Raw genomic sequence first — 22,067 nt, forward strand, 5'->3', positions numbered from 1 at the left:
TCGCCGATCGCCGTCTCGATTCGGCGCGCCACTTCAGCACGGTCTAGCGTGCGCGCCTCCTGAGCAAATTCGAGCCCGCCGATCAAAGGAATCGACGCCGTCTTGGCCTTCCAACTCACGCGCCGTTCGAGGGCGATGCCGTTTGCCGACGCGATGTCCCGGATACGGCGATCCGACCAGTACGCGTAACTCCGGATCACACCCAGCTCGCCCATGAGCAGGCCCTCCAAGCGCCAATTCGTCGAAGCGGTCCCGTCGGGGCCAGCACGTCGAAGCCTAGCGGTGTCGCGCGTAACGCCAGGTCAAGCAGGCACGACGCCTGTTGGTAGCTGAACGGCGGAGGTGATGGCGTGGGTGGCGAGGAGGACGAGCTCGCGGTCTTGTTGGCAGCGTGGCGTGAGGACATCGACAGCGTTCCGGCGCCGGCCATGCTTGTGTTGAAAGCCGCGCTCACGCTCCACGCCGACTCGCTTGTTCTGTCCGCGGTTCCTCCTTCCAGGCGCTCCCACCGGTTCCGGGCGAAGCGCTCGCGTCGCCTGTGCTCTGCTAGCCGCCGCTGCGCTTGGCCTTCTCGTCTTCCACGGCGACGCTGACTGCCAACTCCGCTGGGGCCACCAGCTTCACGGGTTTTGGGCAACGGAGAGTCAGGCGGAGTAACGCTCGGCGAGCCGGTCGAAGAATGCTGCAAGCCGTTGCCCAGTGGCTGGAGTGTCGGTGAGCTCGGCGCCGCCGAAGCGGTAGACCTCATAGCCGTTCAGTCGCAGTTCACGGTCCTCGGCCACCATCTCGGCGTACCGACGGGGGTCCGCGTGCCCGTTCTCGTCGGCGTAGTGCTGCTTACCGTCGCACTCGACGACGATACGGATCCGCTGTGGCAGCAGCAGGAGGAAGTCCATGCGCTGACGGGCCAGAGGTGGTGTGCCAGGGGCGTGGTGCGCTCGGGTGTACGGGTCGTAATGCAGGTACACCTGCGGGATCAGCGCCGGGATGCCGTCGCCGAGCCGGACGTACCGGTCGGCGTACGTGCGCAGTATTCGTCGCTCCGCGTGGTTGTCACCAAGCGAGCGGTCCAGCCGTCGGTACAAGTCGAGCGAGATCTCACGGGCCGGTGCTTCGGTCAGTCCCGCGCGGTCGGCCCACCAGCTGGTCAGTTCGGCCCAGGTGAGGCCATGTGCGCCCAGCGGCCGGTCGTAAACGAGACAGAACTGCTCGTTCTTGACTACGAGGACGTCGTTGTTCAGGGCGTCGCTGAACACGATCTCCGGCTTGGGGCCGTCGGCCGCGAAGATCAGGTTCTTCAGTTCGCCGGCTACGCCGTGCGTACCGGATGCGTCGAGCAACGGCTGTAGGTGCTCGGCGTCGTACTCGGCCGCGACGCGGTGGGCGAGGTTGGTCAAGTCCGTCAAAGACATGCCCTGTAGCCGGCCCTCGACGTAGCTGCGCTTGCTGTTGAACGGCTCGGGGCTGCCCTCGCGGGCGGGTTTCATGCCGAGCGCGTCACAGGCCCCTTCCAGGTGGTGGGCCTTGACGCACTCCCAGAGCGTTTCGGCGATGGCCGAGCGCAGCCTCATCGGCGTGACGGTCATGCCGCTCCACCGCGTGCGTCAAACCTGGTCGCGCCCACCTGAGCACGTCGGGTTCGCTGGTTGACCATCACATCACGGTAGCGCGGTGGGTCGGCGGTAGATCTCTGAGCAGCGCAGTGTCCGACGCGCGTTCACAGCCACCGAGCGACGCGGCCGCCTCCTCCTCCGCCGCGCGGCCGTCCTCCACCCGCACGCCCAGATCGACTCGATCACCGCGGTACCCGCGTGCTCGTCGTCGACCGCCCTGCGTTCTGCCAGCTGGGAACTTCACTCGCGCTTTCGCAACACGTTGAAGGGCACGAATTGGTCGACCAGGTGCAGCTTGTCGCGACGGCCGTCGGCGTAGCCGATCTCGTAGTTGACGATCCCGTACCAGTCGCCCTCGATACTGGGGAAACGGCCGTGAAGCCGTCCGGGGACCACGCCCGTCAAGTCCAGGCCGGTCTCGATGACGTGCCGCGGTGCGTCGGCTGGCCGGGGGAAGAGGATGTCCAGGTTGACCCATACCGAGGTGAGCACTGGTCTGCGTCCGTGGAGGTCGTCGCCTTCCCACTGAGTGAACGGGCTGTTGATCACGGCATCATCGGCCTACCTCGTGCCGGCCACCGTTCGCACGCGGCGCAGAATCAGATCGCCATACGGCTCGTCGTCCAGCTCGGCGCGGTCCGGGCTGGGGCCGCTGCTGGACAGGCGCCAGGTCGCGTCGGCTCCGGGTGTCGCCGCACAAACAGGGCAGTCGATGCGGACTTCGTCCTCGACCGCTATCGCCCTGCTGACGCCTGGGATGACGAGGTGCCGGCCACCTTTGCAGGTGGCTGGAAGGACGGCGATCGTCGTGCCGGTGTGGTCGACCCGGTAGCGCAGCGCGCCGTCCGGTGAGGCGGGTGGAGGCGACGAACTCATGTCGAGAAAACTACCACCGCGCTCGCACATATGTTCGACTGTGGTGGGATCCGGCGAGTCACGTATCGGCTGGTGATGGGATGCCACTCGGCCGGGTGAACCGTGCCGCCGCTGAAGTCGTGCTCACACGTGGTGCCGCCTCACGGACGCCTCACCAGCGCCTCCTTGCCGCTCTGGTTCAGATCTTGATATCGCCGGTCTAATCGCCCACACGAATCGACCCGGCCGGTGCGGCTGGTGCGGATGAACCGCAGGTCACGGCTACCGGGTCGACCAGGCGCATGGCGCGAGTCGGCTCGTGGTGACGAGGCGGGGTGGGGAGAACTTCACGGTGATGGCGACGCATGGGGACGCGCCAGGTCTTGTGCAACAGGTAGACCCCGACGCGCCGTCGCTGTTCCGGATCTACGACTACCTGCTCGGCGGTGGGCACAACTTCGCGGCCGACCGCGCCGTGGCCGACAAGATCACCACGCTGGTGCCTGGGTATGACGTATTCGTCCGCGAGAGCCGCACCTTCGTCCGCCGCGCAGTCCTTCACATGCTCACGGCCGGAATCGAGCAGTTCCTCGACCTGGGTGCGGGCATGTTCAGCGCGCACCCCGTGCACCATCTCGCCCAGGCTGAACGTCCTGACGTCCGCGTCGTCTACGTCGATCGCGACCCCATCGCCATCGCCGGTCTCGGTCTGATCGTCCATGCGGACGATCCGAGCACCGGGGTGATCGAGGCCGACCTGCGGCACGTTGACGAGGTGCTCGACCATGCCGTGACCACTCGGCTGCTCGATCTGACTCGCCCGGTGGGCGTGGTGGCCGGGTCGGTGTTGCATTGCCTGCCCGGCGCCGAGGATCCGGCCGCCGCATTGGCCAGGTACCACGAGCGGCTGGCACCCGGCTCGCTGTTGGCCGCCTCACACGCCGACGGCATCGTCCTCGGGCTGGAGTCGGCCGCTGCGGTCGAGGACTGTCTCGCCAGGGCCGGGATCACGCTCGTCCACCGAAGCCGGCGGCAGTTCGCCGACCTGCTGGGACCGTGGCAACCACACCCGGACGGCGTGGCGCCGATCGGCTTGTGGCGACCGGACGGGCTCACCCTGCCCGTACGCGAGTGCCTGTGGGGCAACGCCGTGCTCGCCGACCGCCGTTCCGAGCCCGCGGAGCGAGCATGAACGAGGCCGAGCACATCAACACCGTGTCCGGATCGGTCCACGGCCAGGTGCTGCAAGCCCGCACGGTAACCGCCGAAACCATCGTCCTGCACGCTCCCGAGCACCGAGTGCCGGTGCCCCGGCAGCTTCCGCCGCCCGCGCACACCTGGGTCGACCGCGCAGATGAATTGGAGTGGCTGGACCGTCTGCTCACCACGGCGGGCCCGACCCGCGTGGTGGTGACCGGCCTGGGTGGGGTCGGCAAGACCGGCTTGGCGGTGCGCTGGCTCGACGGACACCACGAGCGCCACCCCGACGGCGTGCTGCACGTCGACCTCAACGGCTGGAGCGGCCACCCGCCACCGGCCACCGCGCAGGTCCTCGCCGGATGGCTCCGCACGCTCGGCGTCGCCGCCGACGACCTGCCGGGCGAGGTGGCCGAGCTGGTCGCGCTGTACCGGACGGTCACCTCGGACAAGGCGGTGGCCATGCTGGTCGACAACGCCCGCTCCGCCGAGCAGGTGCAGGCCCTGGTACCTGCCACGGCGCGCGGCACGATCCTGGTCACCAGCCGCAATCGGCTCGCCGAGCTGGCCATCGCGGGCTTCCGCCACCTCGACCTCGACTGCTTCCCGGCCGCCACCGGCGCCGCGCTCCTGACCGGCCTCCTCGACGAGGACCGACAGCCCATCGGCGAGGAGCTGCTGCATGCGCTGGCCACCCGCTGTCACGGGCACCCGTTGGTCTTAACCATCGCCGGGGCCCATCTCGCCGCCTACCCCCGGCGCGACCCGGCGCGCCTGATCACCCGCCTGACCCACCTCGCCGAGGCGTCCACTGGCGCTTTGGACCCGCACGAGCTGTCCGTTGAAGGAGTGCTGCAGATGAGCTACGAGGACCTCGACGCCACCACCGCCCGGCTCTACCGCGGCCTGGCCGAGCATCCCGGCGTCGAGTTCACCGCCGAGCCGCTCGCGGCCGGGCTCGACGTGCCGGTCGCCGAGGTCGGCCGCGGGCTCGGGCGGCTGGTGGAGGCGAACCTCGTCACCGAGACTGGAGACGAGCGCTACCGGCTGCACGACGTCCTGCGAGAGCACGTGCAAACCCTGGCAGGCCAGGATGACCAGGCCAAGCGGCTTGCGGTGCGCCGCCGGATGATCGAGTGGTACCTGCGGCGCGCGGCGGCGGCCGACAAGATCATCAATCCTTTCCCTCGCCGGTTCAGCCCCGTCTACACCGGTCTGGACACCGGCGTGTTCGCAGCGAAGGCCGCCCTGGAATGGGCCGAGACCGAACGCGCCAACCTTCTCGCCGCTCAACAGGTCGCCGCCGACCAGGGCTGGACGGAGCTGGTGTATCAGTTCGGCGAGGTCCTGTGGAACCCGCTGCGCCCCAACTACACCGCCGGTGAGTTGGTGAGCTCGCAGTTCCTCGGGGCCAATGCCGCGGCCGACGCCGGGCACATCCTGGAGGTCGTCTGCCGCACCCGCCAGGGCTTCGGCGAGACCAACCTCGGCCACCACGAGGCCGCCGTCGCCATCTGCACGATTGCCGTAGAGCGCGCCGCCGAAGTCGGCGACCCGTGGCTGCACTCCGGCGCGCTGTCCACCCGCGCCCGCGCCCACCTCAAGGCCGACGACCCGCACGCCGCCCTCCCTGACCTCGAACATGCCCTCGAAATCGCCGAGGGGATGAGCGACGCCCGCAGCATCGCGCTGCGGCACCGCCGCCTCGGCGAAACTGCCCTGCACCCCAAGGTCGCCGACGCCCCGCTCGCACTCCACCACCTGCGGCTGGCGGCGAGCATGTTCACCGGCATCGGCGATGACATCGGCCACGCCCGCACCGTCCTGCACCTGGCACGGGCCCTGACCCTGAACGGGCAAGCCGCCGAGGCAGTGTCGGAGCTCGCCGCGATCGAGCAGGCCGTGCGCGACTACGGCTCGGTCGGCTACTTGGCCGACCTATGCACCGTGCTCGGCGAGGTCCACGCCGCGCTCGGCGACACCGCCGAGGCCCACCGCCGCTACGGCCAGGCCATCGACTACTACACCGCCGCCGGCCCCGGCGCCGACAAGAGCAAGGCCACCGTCATCGCCCGGCGCGACGCCCTCGACTCCGACCAACCGACCGCCTGAACGCGAAGAGGAGCGAACGGCATGGCAGCACACACCACGGCCAAGGGACGCCGGATCACCGGCGAGGCCCGCACCAAGATGGCCGCTGACCTGAAGAAGAAGTACGAAAAGGGCGCCAGCATCCGTGCGCTGGCCGAGGCCACCGACCGCTCGTACGGCTTCGTGCACCGAATCCTGTCGGAGTTCGGTGTGGTGCTGCGTGGACGCGGCGGCGCTACCCGGACCAAGCCCAAAGCCTCATAGCCCAGCGACAGCGGGCACGAGAACGGCTCGCGACACCAGCCCATCCGATACGCGAGCGGAGATCATGATGCCCAGACGGGTCTTGCGGGGCTACCGCCTGGGAACGCACACTGGCGAACCGGATTGCGATGCGCGGCCGGCGCCGCGGATTCAAGTCCGCTTCGCGTGCCGAAGAGGACACGAGTTCACCGTGCCATTCTCGACAGACGCCGAGATACCCGCCGTCTGGAGATGCCCACGACACGGCGTCGAACATTGCCTCCGCATCAATGAAGACTCCGCCTGGCAACCGCCCAAGGGAAAGCCTCCACGCACGCACTACGTCATGCTCTTGGAACGACGCAGCATCGCCGATCTTGAAGTCCTCGTCGACCAGGCGCTGGCGGGCATCCTCCTGCAGCGCCGATCACCTTACGGTCGCGTGCCCATCGGCGACCGAACCTACGGTTTCCGGTTCGAGCCATGACCGCCGGCCCGAGAAGGCGTAACAGGCAGGCTGGCTCTGATGTTTTCGAGCCGACTACCTCGGAGCATGCGAGGTATCGAGCCCGAGGGCGCCTCGCCTCATCATCGACGTGCAGGTCGCGGTCTACGGCTTGGGCTGGCCGGTGCCGGAGTTACGAGCCGGTGAGCCGCGCAGTTCCGTGACGCGCTCGCGGAATGGTGCGCCGACCGGCCCGCGCAAATGCCGACCCACGGGCACCTCTTTGTGTTCACAGTTTCCTTCGCTATGCCCCCAGGTGTTCATACACATGTTTGCTCGATACGGGCCGCGCCAGTACCGGTGGCGATAGTGAGGCGAGCGGCGGCTGTTGTCCGACGTGTCGTGGTCGGCGTTGTCCTCTCCGTCGTCGGGAGGCAGGTCTTCGGTCCTGAACCGCGGGTGTACCCGGACGATGTTCACGTCGATCGTCGCGATGATGCCGGCTCGGACGTGTTAACGATTCCTGAAGACTGACCCCCTGTGGTTCTCCGAAAATTGACCCCTCTTGATGATCATGAGGTGTTGAACGTGGAGGACTGGGCTGAGATCCGCCGTTTGCATCGTGCGGAGGGTGTGCCTATCAAGGAGATCGCTAGACGGTTGGGTGTGGCGCGGAACACGGTTCGGGCGGCGTTGTCGTCGGACCGGCCGCCGAAGTATCAGCGGGCGCCGCGGGGTTCGGTGGCGGATGCGTTCGAGCCGCAGATCCGGGCTTTGTTGCAGGAATGGCCGAAGATGCCTGCACCGGTGGTTGCGCAGAAGATCGGCTGGCCGTACTCGATGTCGCCGTTGAAGAAGCGGCTGGCGGCGATCCGGCCGGAGTACGTAGGCATCGACCCGGTCGACCGGGTGGTCTACGAACCCGGGCAGGTCACGCAGTGCGACTTGTGGTTCCCGGAGCCCAGGGTTCCGGTCGCGGCCGGGCAGAAGCGGGTGTTACCGGTGTTGGTGCTGACGCTGGGGTTCTCCCGGTTTCTGACCGCGACGATGATCCCGTCGCGGCAGGCCGGGGACATCTTGTCGGGCATGTGGGAGTTGATCGGTGGGATCGGCCGGGTGACCAAGACCCTTGTGTGGGACCGGGAATCCGCGATCGGCGGGACCGGACGGGTCAGCGCCCCGGCGGCGGCCTTCGCCGGAACGCTGGCCACGAAGATCACGCTCGCTCCGCCTCGGGATCCGGAGTTCAAGGGCTTGGTCGAGCGCAACAACCGGTTCCTGGAGACCTCGTTTCTGCCCGGCCGGCTGTTCACCTCCCCGGCGGACTTCAACACCCAGCTCGGGGAGTGGCTGGAGCGGGCCAACGCGCGCACCGTCCGCTCGATCCAGGGCCGCCCGGTCGACCTTCTGGAGACCGACTACCTGTCGATGCTTCCGTTGCCGCCGGTCGCGCCGCAGATCGGGCTGAACCACCGCATCCGGCTCGGCCGCGACTACTACGTGCGTGTCGACGCCGTCGACTACTCCGTTGATCCGCGGGTCATCGGCAGGTTCGTCGATGTGACCGCGTCGCCGGACAAGGTGACCGTGTTCTGCGAGGGCCAGGTCGTTGCCCGCCATCACCGGTCCTGGGCCAAGCACGGCGTGATCACCGATTCCGCCCATGCCGCCACGGCTGCGCAGATGCGCCGGGCTCTCAGCGCCCAACGGCAGAAACGTCAAGCAGCCACCCGTCATCACGCCGACGGGCATGCCGTCGGGCTGCGGGCGCTGCCGGACTACGACGCCCTCTTCGGCGTCGATTTCACCAACCCCACCGAGAAAGTGAGCAACACGTGAGTACTACCAGCAAGCCGAAAACCGAGGCCCTGGCGCCGAAAGACGGCACGCCATCAATGATCGCCTATCTGACCAGAGTGCTGAAAACCCCGACGATCGGGGCGTTCTGGGAACAACTGGCCGACCAAGCCCGGGACGAGAACTGGTCGCACGAGGAATACCTGGCCGCGCTGCTGCAACGCCAGGTCGCCGACCGCGAGTCCAAAGGCACCGTGATGCGCATCCGCACCGCACACTTCCCGGCGGTCAAGACCCTCGAAGACTTCAACCTCGACCACCTGCCCTCCCTGCGCCGCGACCTGCTCGCGCATCTAGCAACCGGCACATTCGTCGCCAAAGCCGAGAACGTGATCCTGCTCGGGCCGCCCGGAATCGGGAAAACCCACCTCGCCATCGGCTTGGGAGTCAAGGCCACCCAGGCCGGCTACTCAGTGCTGTTCGACACCGCTAGCAACTGGATCGCCCGCCTCTCCGACGCCCACCACGCCAACCGGCTCGAGGCCGAACTGAAGAAGATCCGCCGCTACAAGCTGATCATCATCGACGAGGTCGGTTACATCCCGTTCGACCAGGACGCGGCCAACCTGTTCTTCCAGCTCATCGCCTCCCGCTACGAGCAAGGCTCGGTCATGGTCACCTCGAACCTGCCCTTCGGACGCTGGGGCGAGACCTTCTCCGACGACGTCGTCGCCGCAGTTATCTAACCGCTCGGGTTGAGCGTCCACGATGTACACGATGGGGTTGGTGCGCCTCCCTGGCGTTCGTTGTGGACGGATTACCTTGCCGTGTCTATGACGGGATCAGCGTTGAGGGTGCAGCGGGTCGTGATGCCTTCGGGCACGGAGTCGGCGACCGTTCTGGCCGACGGCCTGGTACTGGTTCCGGCGGACCGGTTCCTGGCGCATCTGACCGCGATCGATCGCTCCCCGAACACCGTCCGCGCCTATGCCCACGATCTGCGGGACTACTTCGACTTCCTGCACTGCCGTGGCCTGCAGTGGGATCGAGTTGTGCTGGAGGATCTGGGCCGGTTCGTGACGTGGCTGCGGTTGCCGGTCGAGGCCCGCGATGGACGGGTGGCGATGCTGCCCTGGGTGGAGGCGAATCTCGCCGCGGCGACGGTGAATCGGAAGTTGTCGGCGTTGGCGTCGTTCTACGAGTTCCATCAGCGGCACGGTGTCGCGCTCGGCGAGTTGCTGACGCGGTGGCGGCCGGGCCGCCGCGGCGGGTCGTGGCAGCCGTTCCTGGCGCACCTGGGCGCACGGCCGGAGCGGCACCGGGCGATCTCGCTGCGGGCAGAGCGGCGGCCGCCACGGGAGCTGAGTCAGGCGGAGATGACGACGCTGATCGACTCCTGCGACCGGTTGCGGGACAGGTTCCTGCTGAGCCTGCTGAAGGGCACGGGATTGCGGATCGGTGAGGCACTCGGGTTGCGGCACGAGGATCTCGACGCCCGCCGCCGGTTGGTCGCGGTCCGGCCCCGGACGAACGTGAACCGAGCGCGGGCAAAGACGTGGTCACGGGAAGTTCCCGCCGACGCCGACCTGTTCCGCCTCTACAGCGACTACCTGCACGAGGAGTATGGGCTGTTGGACTGCGACTACGTGTTCGTCAACCTCTGGGGAAAACCGGTCGGCGAGCCGATGAGCTACGCCACTGTCGACCGCCTGGTGCGCCGGTTGCGGGACCGCACCGCGATCACGTTCTCGCCCCACCTGTTCCGCCACAGCTACGCCACCGGGTTGCTGCGTCGCGGGGTCGCCGCCGAGATCGTGCAGCATTTGCTCGGTCACGCCAGCATCAGCACCACCGTCGACACCTACTCCCATCTGGGCGTCGAGGACGCTCGTCGCGCCCTGGCCGCGGCCGGGTTCCTCGACGAGCCAGCGGCGACGGGGCCGACCGCATGAGGCAGCTGCACCCGATTCCGAACAGCGACAACGACTCCGGCACCGACCTGGCGGCCCGGCTGCGGCCGCAGTTCGCGCAGCCGGTGATCGTGGTCGACCCCGATGACCCGGTGATTGGCGGACCCCGGTGCCTGGTGCCGGTCTGCGAGCGGCTCGTGGTGATCTTCGGTAAGTGCTCGGCGCATCATCAGCGCTGGATCGACGAGGGCCGTCCCGACGACCTTGAGGCCTGGGCCAAGGCGGCGCCGGCGAACCGGCGCTGGCTACAGCAACCACCGAAATGCGCGATCACGACATGTCGTCGCAGCCGCCGCGAGCACGGCCTCTGCCACTCCCACGCGCATCGCTGGCACCAGCAGGGCCGCGTCGATCTGACGCGGTGGATCGCCGATGGCGGCGGCCGGCCGCTGCCGGCCGGGGCCGACTGCCGATTCCCCGGCTGCGGTCTGGAGGCCGAGGGCGACGCGGGATTGTGTGTCCATCACCGGAATCGGTGGATCCGCGCCCACCGGCCGCCGATCGAGTCCTGGCTGCTCGGTTGCGCGACGTTCGGGCGGGACCGGTTCGATCTGCGCCGGTTGCCGATGCCGATGCGGCTGGAGATCGCCTACGCGATCCAATGCCGCGTCGACGAGCGCCGCACGATCACCAGGCCGCACTCGATCCGGCGACTGCTGCGAGCCCTGCCGGGCGGCGGCGTCACCTCGCTGCTGGACCGCAGCCCCGATTCCTGGATCACCTATCTCGGGTTCTCCAGCGAGCGCGGCCATATCGAGCGCCGGTTCCTGCTGGACGCGATCGGCTATCTGCGTGACCTTGTCGAGGGTGTGGGCTGGGACGCGGAGTTCCCGCGCGATGTCTGGCTGCTGCGCAGGCTCGGGTTCCCCGGACGCGACACCCGGTTCCGGTTCACCGGGATCGAGCCGATCTGGCTGCGGCAGTTGACCAAACGGTGGGCCCGCTGGCGGCTCTCGACCGGGATCGCGGTCGCGACCGTCGGCGCTGACATCCGCGCGATCACCCTGTTCGCGCAGTCGTTTCCGGCTCTGCAGCGTGGGCCCGAGGCGTTGACCCGGGAGCTGGTCGAGGTCCATCTGGCGCACCTGGTCGAACGGTTTCCCAACCCGAAGAGCCGGACCGGTCAGCTCAGCAGCCTCGCCGGTCTACTGCGCTCGGCCCGTCAGCACGGCTGGGAATCTCGCCTGTCTGCTCAGGTCGACCTGTTCCCCGAGGACTACCCGCGCCTGGTCAAGGGGCCACCACGGGCGTTGTCGGAAGCGGTGATGGTCCAGCTTGAGCACCTCGACAACCTCGTCCGCTTCGCCGACTCCCGTGGTCGTCTGCTGGCGCGGATCCTGATGAGCACCGGGCTGCGCGTCGGTGACGGAGCTCGCCTGCGGCTGGACTGCGTTGTCCGCGACGGTCAGGGCGCGCCCTATCTGCGCTACACCAACCACAAGATGCGCCGCGATGCGTTCGTCCCCATCGACACCGATCTGGCCGAGGCCATCACCAACCAGCAGAAGGCCGTTCTCGACGAGTTCGAAGACCCGGCGTTCCTGCTGCCGCGGCCAACTCGCAACCCCGAGGGCAAGGTGGCATTCAGCACCGGAACCTTCCGGGGAGAACTGCGGGAGTGGTTGCGTGTCTGCGATGTCCGCGACGAGCTCGGCCGTGAGGTCCATGTGACGCCGCACCAGTGGCGCCACACCTTCGGCACCCGTCTGATCAACAACGAGGTCCCGCAGGAGACCGTCCGCCGACTGCTCGACCACGACTCGCACGCGATGACCTCCTATTACGCGCGGCTGTCGGACAAGACCATCCGGGAGCAGTGGGAACGCGCCCGCAAGGTCAACATCGCCGGTGAGCGGCTGGCCACCGACACCGGTCCGCTGGCCGACGCGGTCTGGATGAAGAACAACCTCGCCAGGGCGAAGATGGCGCTACCCAACGGTTACTGCGCCTTGCCGCTGCAGCAGAAGTGCGAGTTCGCCAACGCCTGTTTGACCTGTCCGGTCTTCGTCACGACGCCTGAGTTCCTGCCCCAGCATCGTCGTCAGCTTGAGCAGACCCAGGCTCTGATCAGCCAAGCCGACACCAACGGCCATCAGCGTCTGGCCGAGATGAACCGGACCGTCGAGAAGAACCTGCTGACCATCATCGACAGCCTGACTACATCGGGCGGCTGCAGCGGCGGCGGAAAGTCCTGCGCCTGCAACGGAAAGGACGGTTCCGATGCCTGCTGACCATACGCACCATCTCGCCGAGCACGCCCGCCAGCGCCACGATCAAACTCTGCGACGCGCCCAGCAGACGCTTACCGAGCTGACCGACGCCGGAGAACACGTGACCGTCGCACGGCTCGCCAACCAGGCCGGCGTCTCGCGGTCGTGGATCTACACCCAACCCGCACTGCTCGACCGGATCCAGCAGCTCCAGCAGCACCGCTCCAGCGCCGACTTCGTCCGCAACACCGTCACCCAGGCCACCGACGACTCGCTACGTCAACGTCTGGCCCTGGCGCACGAGCGAATCAACCAGCTTCGCACCGAGAACCAGCAACTCCGCGACGCGCTCGCCCACGCCCACGGCCAACTCCGCACAGCCCGCCTCAACACCGATGATCACTAGTCAAAGACACCTGTCCACGACACGAAATACCAGGTCAACGGCAAGATTCGGAAATCGAAGTCGAGATAACCGCCGCCATGATCGACCGCCTCGTCCACCACGCCGAAGTCCTCACCCTCACCGGCGACTCCTACCGCACCCGCCAACGCCGCGAACTCCTCGCCAAAGACAACCGCACCAACCAAAACTGACCAACCCAAGGGGTCAATTTTCCCGAACCCACCGGGGGTCAGTTTTGAGAGAGCGTTGACAGGACGTCGCCTCGGGACTGTTCCAAGATCGGTGTTTCCGGCCCGACACGCCGGACTGAGGTCCGGCGGGATGGGCACTGTGAGTGATGACATCTGAGGTTGTGAGTCCACGCAAGCGTGAGCCCAAGCCGGCGCGGGAGCTGTCGCCGGAGCAGGCCGCCGCGGCGGCGATGGTGGCCGAAGCGAAAGCCCGCGGGCTGGCGCTGACCGGGCCGGACGGGTTGCTGAAGCTGTTCACCAAGAACGTGCTGGAAACCGCACTCAACGAGGAAATGACCGAGCATCTCGGGCACGAGAAGAACCAGGCCGACCCGGATCGCGAGTCAGCGAACGTGCGCAACGGCACCCGGGCGAAAACGGTGATCTCAGACGCCGCGGGCGAGGTCGAAGTCAATGTACCGCGGGATCGGGAGAGCACGTTCGAGCCGCAGATCGTGAAGAAGCGGCAGCGTCGGCTCACCGAAGTGGACGAGATCGTATTGTCGTTGTATGCGAAGGGATTGACGACCGGGGATATCTCGGCGCATTTCGCCGAGATCTATGGATCCTCGGTCAGCAAGGAAACGATCTCGCGGATCACCGACAAGGTCGTCGGCGACATGAACGACTGGGCTACCCGCCCGCTGGATGCGGTGTACGTCGCCGTGTTCATCGACGCGATCCATGTCAAGGTTCGCGACGGTCAGGTTGCCAACCGGCCCGTCTATGCCGCCATCGGGGTCACCGTGGACGGCCGCAAGGACGTCCTGGGCCTGTGGATGGCACTGGTGGCGAGGGCGCGAAGTTCTGGATGAGTGTCCTGATCGACCTGAAGAACCGCGGCGTGCGGGACGTGTTCTTCCTCGTCTGCGACGGACTCAAAGGCCTACCGGATGTGGTGACCAATGTATGGCCGCAAACCATTGTGCAAACCTGCATCGTCCACCTCATCCGCAACACCTTCCGGCTCGTGTCCCGCCGGGACTGGGACGCGGTCAAACGCGACATCAAACCCATCTACACAGCACCGAGCCCGGACGCCGCGCTGGCCGCTCTCGACGAATTCGAAGAGAAATGGGGCGCGAAGCACGCAGCGGTGATACGTCTATGGCGCAACGCCTGGGACGAGTTCACGCCGTTTCTCGACTACGACGTCGAGATCAGGGCGATGATCTGCTCCACGAACGCGATCGAATCACTGAACGCCCGCTACCGGCGGGCGATCCGCGCACGCGGGCATTTCCCGACCGAGCAGGCCGCGATGAAGTGCCTGTATCTTGTGACCCGCAGCCTGGACCCGACCGGGTCAGGCCGCGCCCGATGGACGATGCGCTGGAAACCCGTGATCAACGCGTTCGCCATCACGTTCGGTGACCGCTGGCCGGGAGCCGAAACCTACTGATCAACAACGCCGGAAACGCTGAGTAGGCCCGGAGCGCGGTGCCGGGATTGCTCCCGGTCCGTTTCTCCGGACCTCTCGCCGAACCCGCCGTGCGTCTCTCGACGCAACGGGCTCTCCACGGTTTCTGCCGTATCAGGTTGGTGCTGGGGTCCATCGGTTGGGGATTCTGTTGCCGCGCCATCGGTAGCGGGTGACCGTTACCTTGGCCATGTTGAACAACACGGTCCCGTCCGTCGCCGTGATGGGTAGCCATCGCCCGTTGGGGATGGTGAAGCGGCGTCGGACGTCCTTCCAGCTCCAACGATGCCGGGCCTTGAGCATCCGGATCAGCCGCCACCACACGAAGTTGGCGAGCGCGGCGAACCGGTCTTTGGCCACGGCGTGCTTGAAGTAGTTGGCCCAGCCACGCATGATCTGGTTGAGCCTGATCAGCAAGGATCCCAGGTCTTGTTGCGACTGCCTGTGGGTCAGGGCACGGATCTTGTCCTTCACAGACCGGATGGGCCGGTCGGCAATGAAGGTATAGACGTGCCACTTGTCCGTTCCCCTCTTGCGGCGCCACTGGATGCGGAAGCCCAAGAAGTTGAACCCGTCTGCCAGATGCACGATCTGGGTTCTGGCCGGTGACAGCCGCAACCCCATCGGAGCGAGCACCTTGGCGACGTCCTCGTGCACCACCTGCGTGTCGTGTTCGGTCCCATGGACCAGGACGACGAAGTCGTCGGCATAGCGGACCAGCCGCCATGTCGGCAAACCCTTGCGGCGGCGGTAACCACGCTTGCCCTCGGTGGACATCGTCCCGCCCGGCTTCCATGTCGCCATCAGATGCTCATCGAGCACCGAGAGGGCGATGTTGGCCAGCAGCGGAGACAGGATGCCCCCTTGCGGAGTGCCGGTCACGGTCTCCCTATTCTCGCCGAGCTCAGTCAGTATCCCGGCTTTGAGGAACGCCTTGACCAACGTCAGCACGCGTTTGTCTTTCACCCGGTGACGCACCCGGTCCATCAGGGCCGTGTGGTCGATCCGGTCGAAACACGCCTCGATGTCAGCATCGAGCACCCACCGATAGCCACGGGTGCCGAAGTGATGGATCTCAGCGATCGCGTCCTGCGCCCGCCTGTTGGGCCGAAACCCATAAGAGACCGGCACGAAGTCGGCCTCGAAAATCGGTTCCAGCACGAGTTTCAACGCGGCCTGCACGACCCGGTCAGCCACCGTCGGAATCCCGAGGCGTCTGACCTTCCCGGACCCACCCGGCTTGGGGATCTTGCGTTCCCGCACCGGTAACGGACGGAACGAACCGTCCTTCAACGAGTTCCGCAGGTCGTCCAGGAACCCCGGAACGCCGATACGCTCCTCAACGTCGGCGACCGTCAGGCCATCGACGCCAGGAGCACGCGCTCCGCGGTTTCCCGCGACCCGGTCAAACGCCATCATCAGCGTCGCCGGATCGTGCACGAAATTGAACAGGTCATCGAACCGGCGACCCGGATCGGCCACCGCCCAACGGTGAAGTTTGGCCTGCATCTCCGATACCCGCGACCGCGGCCCCTGCGGGATGTGGTCGAGAGCGCCGCCGTTCGGCGGCGCATCTTTCGGCATTGCAGCCTCCGTCCCTTCTCGAATCCGCTGCCGCCCTTCGCCATGTGACCGGCTTTCCCGGACTCGGACTACTACGGCGGCTCCGCCCCAACCGGCCCGTTCAGCGGTCGATGCGCCTATCCCGGACAACGAGCTGGACGCCCGCCGCCGGGAACCGCGACCGGTTGGTTCCCGTGTTCACTGTGATTCGCTCGACGAAGGAGGAGCCCGACTGTGTCCCTGCGGTATCGCCACGAGTACGCCGCAGACCTTCCTCGTGGCCTCCCGACCGGCAACGGTAAACCGACCCAGGAGTTCCCCATCAGCACCGCCGACAGGTGCGCACCGCGCCCGGCCCAGATCCGCCAGATTCGAGCCGGTGTCCCAACGGAGGGACGTAAAACGCCGGTTCCTCGCGTACTCCTCTTCGTCACGCTCGCCGGACCCGCACCATCTGGCAGTACTGGCCACGTCCCGGCTTTGTCAGGGCTGCTCCCACCCTCCCCGGCACCACCCGGATCAGGCTGCCCTCAGCTCCAGCGACCTGCTACGACAGGCCACAGGCGGTGGTCTCACACCTCCGCTCGAATTCACACAGCGCCTCACGGCGCAAACCGATCACGGGATAGACCCGTCGCCTCGGGTCACTGATCGCGGAGCTGCGATCACATCGGTCTGGGTCAGCGGTTTCTTGACTTTGTGGTCGAGCAATTGCCATAGGCCGTAGACGGTCTGGACCCACCCGGCGCAGTGGTTCGCGTCGGGTTCGGGGAGCAGTTCACCGAACTGGAGGGTCGCGGTGAAGGTAGCGAGTACCGGCATCGGGCTCATCCGGGCCGAGACAGTGCGGACATGGTCGGCGAAGTAGCCCGCGCTGTAGCAGGTCTTTGTCGCTGCCCACTGGGCGACGAACGTGTCCGGGGGCAGGCCGTCCCATTGGGGCGGCCGATTTGGGGTGTAGAACGACAGTTGGACCCGGTCCTCGTGCGGCGGTGGCAGGCGTGACCAGCTGATGGCGACGATTGGGGCCTCGACGTAACCGGAGACGTCGTAGAGCCAGGGGGCTGGTGTCCATCCTGAGCCTGGCAGGTCTTGCGCACGCGCGGCGTCATAGAGGGCGCCGCCGATGCAGCTCTCGAACAGCATGAAGCCGGTCATGCTGGGCATTCGGTCCGGGCTGGCGGGTTCGGTGGACGGGGTGGACGAGTAGGTCACGGCCATCTCGATCGCCTCGTGGTCGACCCACGTCAGGCTCGCGTTCTTGAGGCGGCCGGCTTCATCGCGGGCGTATCGGCGTACTTCCCGATCCTCGCTCTCCACCGCGGCGGCTCGCGCGACCTGGCCTGTTCGTCCTTGCTGGGCGCCCTCGGCCGCGATGGTGGTGTAGTGCTCGTGAAGCCGCCGGCGGAGGAAGGGAAGCTGCTCGGAAGACGGAGCGACCCACGGCGCGGGTTGGAAGATCGAAGCGTCCGGGATCGGGTCGGGAATCGTGAGGCCATCGGTTGCCGGGTGCATGAAACGGACTCCAGCCAAGGTCACGGCGGCGCTGGTCACAGGCGGCGCAGTGCGTGCAGCACGCGGTCGAGAAGCGCCAGGTGCTCGTCGTCGGGCCGCGGTCCCTCCAGCGCGGCCCGACGCGCGGCGGCCCGTTCCTCGTCGAGGTCCAGCGGAAGCGCGGACGGCCCCGTGGCGGGCAGTTGTCCAAGGCTGGGGAGGTACTCGGTGAGTGGTCCGTTGTCGGCATGGCGGCGCGCGGCCTTACCGTGGACAGCATCGAACGACAGTCCGGGGGTTTCCGGCGACCAGCGAGGACTCGGCAGGATCACCATCGCGTCCGCCTTCGTGTCCGGCTCCTCACTACGGTTCACCGCTCTGCGGCAAGCCGGTCGGACTCATGACGGGTTCGGGTCGGTCGTCATCGGGCCAAAAACGGGTGCCACGCAAGACCCGCAGGAAGGGCAGCAACTCGTCGCGAAGTCCCGGCGTGGTGGCGATCGCGCACCGGGAACGGGTGGTGTGAGGGCTGGCGTCGGCATCCAAGACGAGGGCTCCCGCCTCGCGGGCGATGACTGCCCCGGCCGCGGTATCCCAGGTCCGGTTGCCGAGCAGGACGCAGGCGTCAAGGGTGCCGTCGGCGACCCAGACGAGGTCAAGTGCGGAAGAGCCGTAGCGACGAAGCCCTTGTGCCCGTGCGGTGAGTTCCCGGTCCACAGTAGAGCAGAGCACGTCTCGCAGGGCAGTGTCCTGGCCGCTGCCATAGTCGCTGAACCCGATCAGGGCTCGATCGAGCGACTCGGTGGCCGAGACGGCGATGAGTTCTCCGTCGCGGTAGGCGCCTTGCCCGTCGGTCGCCCAGTAGCGGTGCCCGAGAAAAGGAAGCGCGGTGACGCCGAGGATGGGCCGGTGGTTGTGCACGAGCCCGAGGGCGATCGCACACAAGGGACTGCCGTGGTGGTGGTTGATCGTGCCGTCGATGGGATCGAGAACCCAGTAGGTCTTCTGGCTACCAACCGCGCCGGTTTCCTCTCCGAGGAACCCGATCTCGGTGTGCCCGTCGGCAATCAACCGTTGGCGGACAACGTGTTCGACGCCCTCGTCCACTTCGGATACAGGGTCGCGGTCGCCCTTGTACCGGATCGAGCGAGGACGGTGGCTGAGGACATGCTCGACCGCAAGATCGATCGCGGCCTGTGCCGCGGGCAGGGCAGTGGTGAGGTCGGGTGCCGACAGCATGGTTCCTTCGGTTCTTCGGGCATACCCGGCTCGCATAGCAGCGCCGAATGGACCGGGCCGTGGACGGTGAAGGTCAGGAGTGGTGCGGCCACCACGGGTGTTCGACGGTCAGCGCGTCGCTTCGCAGTCGTTCCGCGATGACTGCGGGGCGCAGCTCGATTTGGTGGAGGTCCGCTTCGGTGAACCACCGCAGTTCGTGTTCGCTGGACCGGGCGGCTTCGGGGTCGGCGAGAGTCACGTCGAACAGCAGGGCCAGTTCGTAGAGGGCAGGCCCGTTTGGTGAGGTGTGGTCACGCAGTTCGACGGTGGCGCAGAAGTCGAGGTAGGCGAGGTCGACGTCGGTCTGTTCCCGCAGGGAGCGCCGCAGGGCGTCCTCAACGGATTCACCGGGTTGTACTCGACCACCGGGTAGCCGGAAGGCACTGGCGTCCCGGTCTCGGACGAGCAGGAGGCGCTCCTCGTGCCCAACGAGGCCGTATGCCCCGACAAGAGGACCGAGAGCTGGAGTGGTGGTGGAGGTCATCATGGTGCTCTCACGATCGATGGACAGGACGATAACCGAGGTGACGCCTCGAAGAGGCCAACGTGGTGGTCCTCATCGCACTACCGGGGCCACCAGGCTCGACTGGTTGTCGACCGGCGCGGGTGAGCGTGCTGGTTGCACCTCGCGCATATCCACTGAAGCAAGCTCACTTTCCGTAGCGAGAGGGTGGCTGAGACCGGTATGGCCTGCGGTGGGCGGTCGGGGGTCGCCCACCGCAGGCCGAATCCCAGTCAACGACGCCGCCCTTGCCGATCACCAGAGCGGCCGTGCGGCGAGAACGAGGCGTCAACGGGGCGACCCAGGCGCTGACCAGCGCGCTGTTGGTCTGCTGGAGCGAGGGGCTTCACCCAGATGGGCATGCAACTGCGATTGGCGATCAGTCGGGTCGTCAGCCGTGGTCGAGAACGGAGCGGCCATGAGGCAGCGATGAGGCGACACCCTCCCTACGCTGCGAAAACCGGCGAGTACTGTGCGCTATGGAGGGTCTGGAAGGAGGGACAACGCGATGGCAGCACGGCCTCTCACCCCGCTCGCCGTTGCCCGCGAGGCCGCTGGTTATACCCAGGAAGCCCTCGCCGTCACCCTGAAGGTCGAACGGACCACCATCGGGCGTTGGGAACGTGGGGTCCAGTCACCTCAGCCTTGGCAGCGGCGCGGCCTCGCCACCGCCCTGCAGGTCTCGCTCGACGTACTCGACGACCTGCTGCGACGTACCCTTCGGCGACCTGCTGCCAACATCACGACGGTCCTGGTCTCACCTTCGTCGAGCCTGGTGACGGCCCCCGTCGAGCGGACCGTTCACGAGGACGGACCGGCGCCCGAGGCCGACGTCATCCATGCCGCTATCCCGCGCCTGCGCCGCGCGCTTGACCGGCTGGACCTGCCCGACGACGGACCAACCAGGTCTCTGGACGACCTGCACGGCGAGATCATCCGAGCCAGCGACGACCGGCTGCAGTCGCGCTACGGCAACCTCGCCCGCCGCTTGCCCGACCTCATCGCCGAACTCGCCCGCGCCGGTCAGCTCGGCGACGCGGCAGGCCAGCGCCACGCCGCCGCCCTGCTGACCTTGGCGTTGCGGGCTGCTGACGGCGTGGCGTTCAAGTTCGGCTACCTGGATTTGTCCGCCAGACTGATCGACTTGATGCGCTCGGCCGCCCAGATCGCCGAGGACCCGCTGCTACTGGCCGCTGTGGCGTACGTGCGCACCGAAACCTTCTTTGCCACCGGCGACCTGGACACCGCCGCCCGCGCTCTCGAACTTGCTGTTGACCACGTGCCCGATCTCGATACGACTTCCTCCTCAGCCGCGTTCGGTGCCTTGCACATGCGCGCCGCAGTCGTGGCCGGCCGGGCGGGCAAAGCCGACGTCGCAGCTGATCACCTGCGCGAGGCCCGCCGCGCTGCGGGCAGGGCGCCCGAGGGAATCTACGTCGGCACCGCGTTCGGCCCGGCCTCCCTACGCATCCACGAACTCGCAGTCGCCGTCGAACTTCGAGATCCACTGGGTATCGAACGCGCGGCGTCCTGGCACCCGCCCGACGAACTTCCCGCCGAGCGTCGCTCCCACTACTTCATCGATCTGGCCCGCGCCCAGCTCACCCTCGGTCGCCACGAAGACGCTTACCTGTGCCTTCAGGCTGCACGCCGTGCCGCGCCCGAGCACACCCGCACCCACCCGCAGGTCCGCCAGTCCCTCTCGTCCCTGCTGCGCACCCACAGCACGCCCAGCGCCGGCTTGCTCGACCTCGCCGCTTGGGCCCGCGCTCGCTGAGCCGCCACCAGCCGCTCAGCGCAGGGACAACAGATCCGGCAGGTCGTAAAGGGAGTCGATTACCCAATCCGCGTCGCGACGGACCAGTGGGTCGTCAGCCCACAGGTAGCCCCACGGGCCCCGCCGGATCAACGCCGTGCAGAAGCCCGCTGCCTTCGCGGCAACCACGTCGTTGTCCCGGTGGTCACCCACGTACACCGTCTCGCCCGGCCCGTCGGGGACCATCTCTGCCACGCGGGCGAAGAACTCGGACGACGGCTTGGCGGCACCCCATTCCCCCGAGGTCGCGATCCGGTCCACCGGCAGCTCCAGCGCACGCAACAGCTCGGCCGCGCGAGCGGTCTGGTTCCCAGCTACCCCGACCCACAAGCCGCGTTCTCGCAGCGCAGCCAGGCCGGGCCGCACATCGCTGTAGAGGTCGCTGTCCTCGATGCGCTCACCCAGGCCAGCCTCCTCGCGCAGCCGCCGTTCCCGTGCGACGTCGAAGCCCGGCTTGAAGTACTGGAACGTCTCGGCATTGTCCCGGCCAGCGGCGGTGACCGCACCCAGCACCGTCGAGAAGGTATGGCGGGAAACGCCGATCCAGTCGGCCCACGCACCCCACTCCCGCGAGTCGTCCAGCAACGTCTCGCCCACGTCGAACACCACCGCGGTCACCATGCTCTTACTCCTACGTCACGTACAGCCACCGCGCGACAGCGAGGCCCTTCGGCCGCCCAACCCACTGAGATTCGGGTCCTGGCACCCGCCCGGCGTCCGCTTCCCGGCAGCCTTGGTCGACGCAGTTCGAACAAACGGTCAGCCCGAGCCTCGGCCTGACGTCCGCAGCAGCACAGCGGCAAGGAGACTGGGTCCGTAACGCGAACGGTGTTTCCGGCGGTGTCGATTAGTAGGTCTCGGTCACCGGCCAGCGGTCACCGAAGGTGATGGAGAACGCGTTGATCACTGGCTTCCAACGCATCATCCATCGTGCCGC

The 22,067-nt window shown here is 67.2% G+C and carries 21 protein-coding genes and 1 pseudogene; 12 read left to right on the forward strand and 10 right to left on the reverse strand.

The window, feature by feature from the left end; all coding sequences use genetic code 11:
- From D0C15_RS31585 to D0C15_RS31600, 4 genes are all read right to left on the reverse strand, one after another.
- Positions 1-215 (reverse strand): hypothetical protein (locus tag D0C15_RS31585; protein WP_162830330.1); only part of this gene is annotated, 215 nt, incomplete at its 3' end.
- Between the two features lie 429 nt (positions 216-644).
- Positions 645-1,586: a hypothetical protein gene (locus tag D0C15_RS31590; protein WP_116051741.1), complete on the reverse strand. Its 942-nt coding sequence runs from the start codon at positions 1,584-1,586 to the stop codon at positions 645-647.
- A 267-nt stretch (positions 1,587-1,853) separates the two neighbouring features.
- On the reverse strand, positions 1,854-2,162 hold the full coding sequence (locus D0C15_RS31595) for a hypothetical protein (RefSeq protein ID WP_075848209.1): 309 nt from the start codon (positions 2,160-2,162) through the stop codon (positions 1,854-1,856).
- Between the two features lie 12 nt (positions 2,163-2,174).
- Positions 2,175-2,489, reverse strand: coding sequence for a hypothetical protein (locus D0C15_RS31600; RefSeq protein WP_112271366.1), 315 nt, complete (start codon positions 2,487-2,489; stop codon positions 2,175-2,177).
- 334 nt (positions 2,490-2,823) lie between these two features.
- Between D0C15_RS31600 and D0C15_RS31605 the strand changes: the two genes are divergently transcribed.
- From D0C15_RS31605 to D0C15_RS31660, 11 genes and pseudogenes are all read left to right on the forward strand, one after another.
- Entirely contained in the window at positions 2,824-3,660 is an 837-nt protein-coding gene (locus D0C15_RS31605; protein WP_112285789.1) for an SAM-dependent methyltransferase, read from the forward strand.
- The gene (locus D0C15_RS31610) at positions 3,657-5,777 is read left to right on the forward strand and encodes a hypothetical protein (protein WP_112285788.1); all 2,121 of its coding nucleotides are present in this window, start codon (positions 3,657-3,659) and stop codon (positions 5,775-5,777) included. Before D0C15_RS31605 ends, D0C15_RS31610 begins: the two co-directional genes overlap by 4 nt.
- Positions 5,778-5,798: 21 nt before the next feature.
- The gene (locus D0C15_RS31615) at positions 5,799-6,020 is read left to right on the forward strand and encodes a helix-turn-helix domain-containing protein (protein WP_075848219.1); all 222 of its coding nucleotides are present in this window, start codon (positions 5,799-5,801) and stop codon (positions 6,018-6,020) included.
- Between the two features lie 67 nt (positions 6,021-6,087).
- A complete protein-coding gene (locus tag D0C15_RS31620; RefSeq protein ID WP_075848243.1) occupies positions 6,088-6,486 on the forward strand; it encodes an RNA polymerase-binding protein RbpA in 399 nt (132 codons plus the stop codon).
- A gap of 537 nt (positions 6,487-7,023) precedes the next feature.
- Complete coding sequence (istA, locus tag D0C15_RS31630; protein WP_116051744.1) at positions 7,024-8,283, forward strand: IS21 family transposase; 1,260 nt, start codon at positions 7,024-7,026, stop codon at positions 8,281-8,283.
- Positions 8,284-8,339: 56 nt separating this feature from the next.
- Positions 8,340-8,987 (forward strand): IS21-like element helper ATPase IstB, encoded by a 648-nt coding sequence (gene istB / locus D0C15_RS31635; protein WP_425455448.1) that lies wholly within the window; start codon positions 8,340-8,342, stop codon positions 8,985-8,987.
- An 87-nt stretch (positions 8,988-9,074) separates the two neighbouring features.
- The gene (locus tag D0C15_RS31640; protein WP_076153477.1) at positions 9,075-10,193 is read left to right on the forward strand and encodes a site-specific integrase; all 1,119 of its coding nucleotides are present in this window, start codon (positions 9,075-9,077) and stop codon (positions 10,191-10,193) included.
- On the forward strand, positions 10,190-12,442 hold the full coding sequence (locus tag D0C15_RS31645) for a tyrosine-type recombinase/integrase (protein WP_211323402.1): 2,253 nt from the start codon (positions 10,190-10,192) through the stop codon (positions 12,440-12,442). Before D0C15_RS31640 ends, D0C15_RS31645 begins: the two co-directional genes overlap by 4 nt.
- Positions 12,432-12,827, forward strand: a complete 396-nt coding sequence (locus tag D0C15_RS31650) for a DUF6262 family protein (protein ID WP_072029026.1) — start codon at positions 12,432-12,434, stop codon at positions 12,825-12,827. The genes D0C15_RS31645 and D0C15_RS31650 overlap by 11 nt, the downstream gene beginning before the upstream one ends.
- 77 nt (positions 12,828-12,904) lie before the next feature.
- Positions 12,905-13,018 (forward strand): ATP-binding protein, encoded by a 114-nt coding sequence (locus D0C15_RS31655; protein WP_281270746.1) that lies wholly within the window; start codon positions 12,905-12,907, stop codon positions 13,016-13,018.
- Between the two features lie 146 nt (positions 13,019-13,164).
- Positions 13,165-14,459: pseudogene (locus D0C15_RS31660) on the forward strand (IS256 family transposase).
- A gap of 132 nt (positions 14,460-14,591) precedes the next feature.
- Here D0C15_RS31660 and ltrA read toward each other — a convergent pair.
- The 5 genes from ltrA to D0C15_RS31690 form a co-directional block, all read right to left on the reverse strand.
- Entirely contained in the window at positions 14,592-16,190 is a 1,599-nt protein-coding gene (ltrA, locus tag D0C15_RS31665) for a group II intron reverse transcriptase/maturase (RefSeq protein ID WP_245976457.1), read from the reverse strand.
- Between the two features lie 468 nt (positions 16,191-16,658).
- The gene (locus tag D0C15_RS34390) at positions 16,659-17,555 is read right to left on the reverse strand and encodes a hypothetical protein (protein ID WP_162830331.1); all 897 of its coding nucleotides are present in this window, start codon (positions 17,553-17,555) and stop codon (positions 16,659-16,661) included.
- Between the two features lie 35 nt (positions 17,556-17,590).
- On the reverse strand, positions 17,591-17,908 hold the full coding sequence (locus tag D0C15_RS31680) for a hypothetical protein (RefSeq protein ID WP_112276292.1): 318 nt from the start codon (positions 17,906-17,908) through the stop codon (positions 17,591-17,593).
- Entirely contained in the window at positions 17,898-18,773 is an 876-nt protein-coding gene (locus D0C15_RS31685; RefSeq protein WP_112276290.1) for an inositol monophosphatase family protein, read from the reverse strand. The genes D0C15_RS31680 and D0C15_RS31685 overlap by 11 nt, the downstream gene beginning before the upstream one ends.
- Positions 18,774-18,846: 73 nt before the next feature.
- A complete protein-coding gene (locus D0C15_RS31690; protein WP_075849287.1) occupies positions 18,847-19,299 on the reverse strand; it encodes an NUDIX domain-containing protein in 453 nt (150 codons plus the stop codon).
- Between the two features lie 523 nt (positions 19,300-19,822).
- Here D0C15_RS31690 and D0C15_RS31695 point away from each other — a divergent pair.
- Positions 19,823-21,091: a helix-turn-helix domain-containing protein gene (locus D0C15_RS31695; RefSeq protein ID WP_075849293.1), complete on the forward strand. Its 1,269-nt coding sequence runs from the start codon at positions 19,823-19,825 to the stop codon at positions 21,089-21,091.
- 15 nt (positions 21,092-21,106) lie between these two features.
- On the opposite strand, the gene D0C15_RS31700 is transcribed toward D0C15_RS31695, so the two are convergent.
- A complete protein-coding gene (locus D0C15_RS31700; RefSeq protein WP_075849295.1) occupies positions 21,107-21,751 on the reverse strand; it encodes an HAD family hydrolase in 645 nt (214 codons plus the stop codon).
- Positions 21,752-22,067 lie beyond the last annotated feature (316 nt).

Source organism: Amycolatopsis palatopharyngis (assembly GCF_003385185.1).
Lineage (GTDB): Bacteria > Actinomycetota > Actinomycetes > Mycobacteriales > Pseudonocardiaceae > Amycolatopsis > Amycolatopsis palatopharyngis.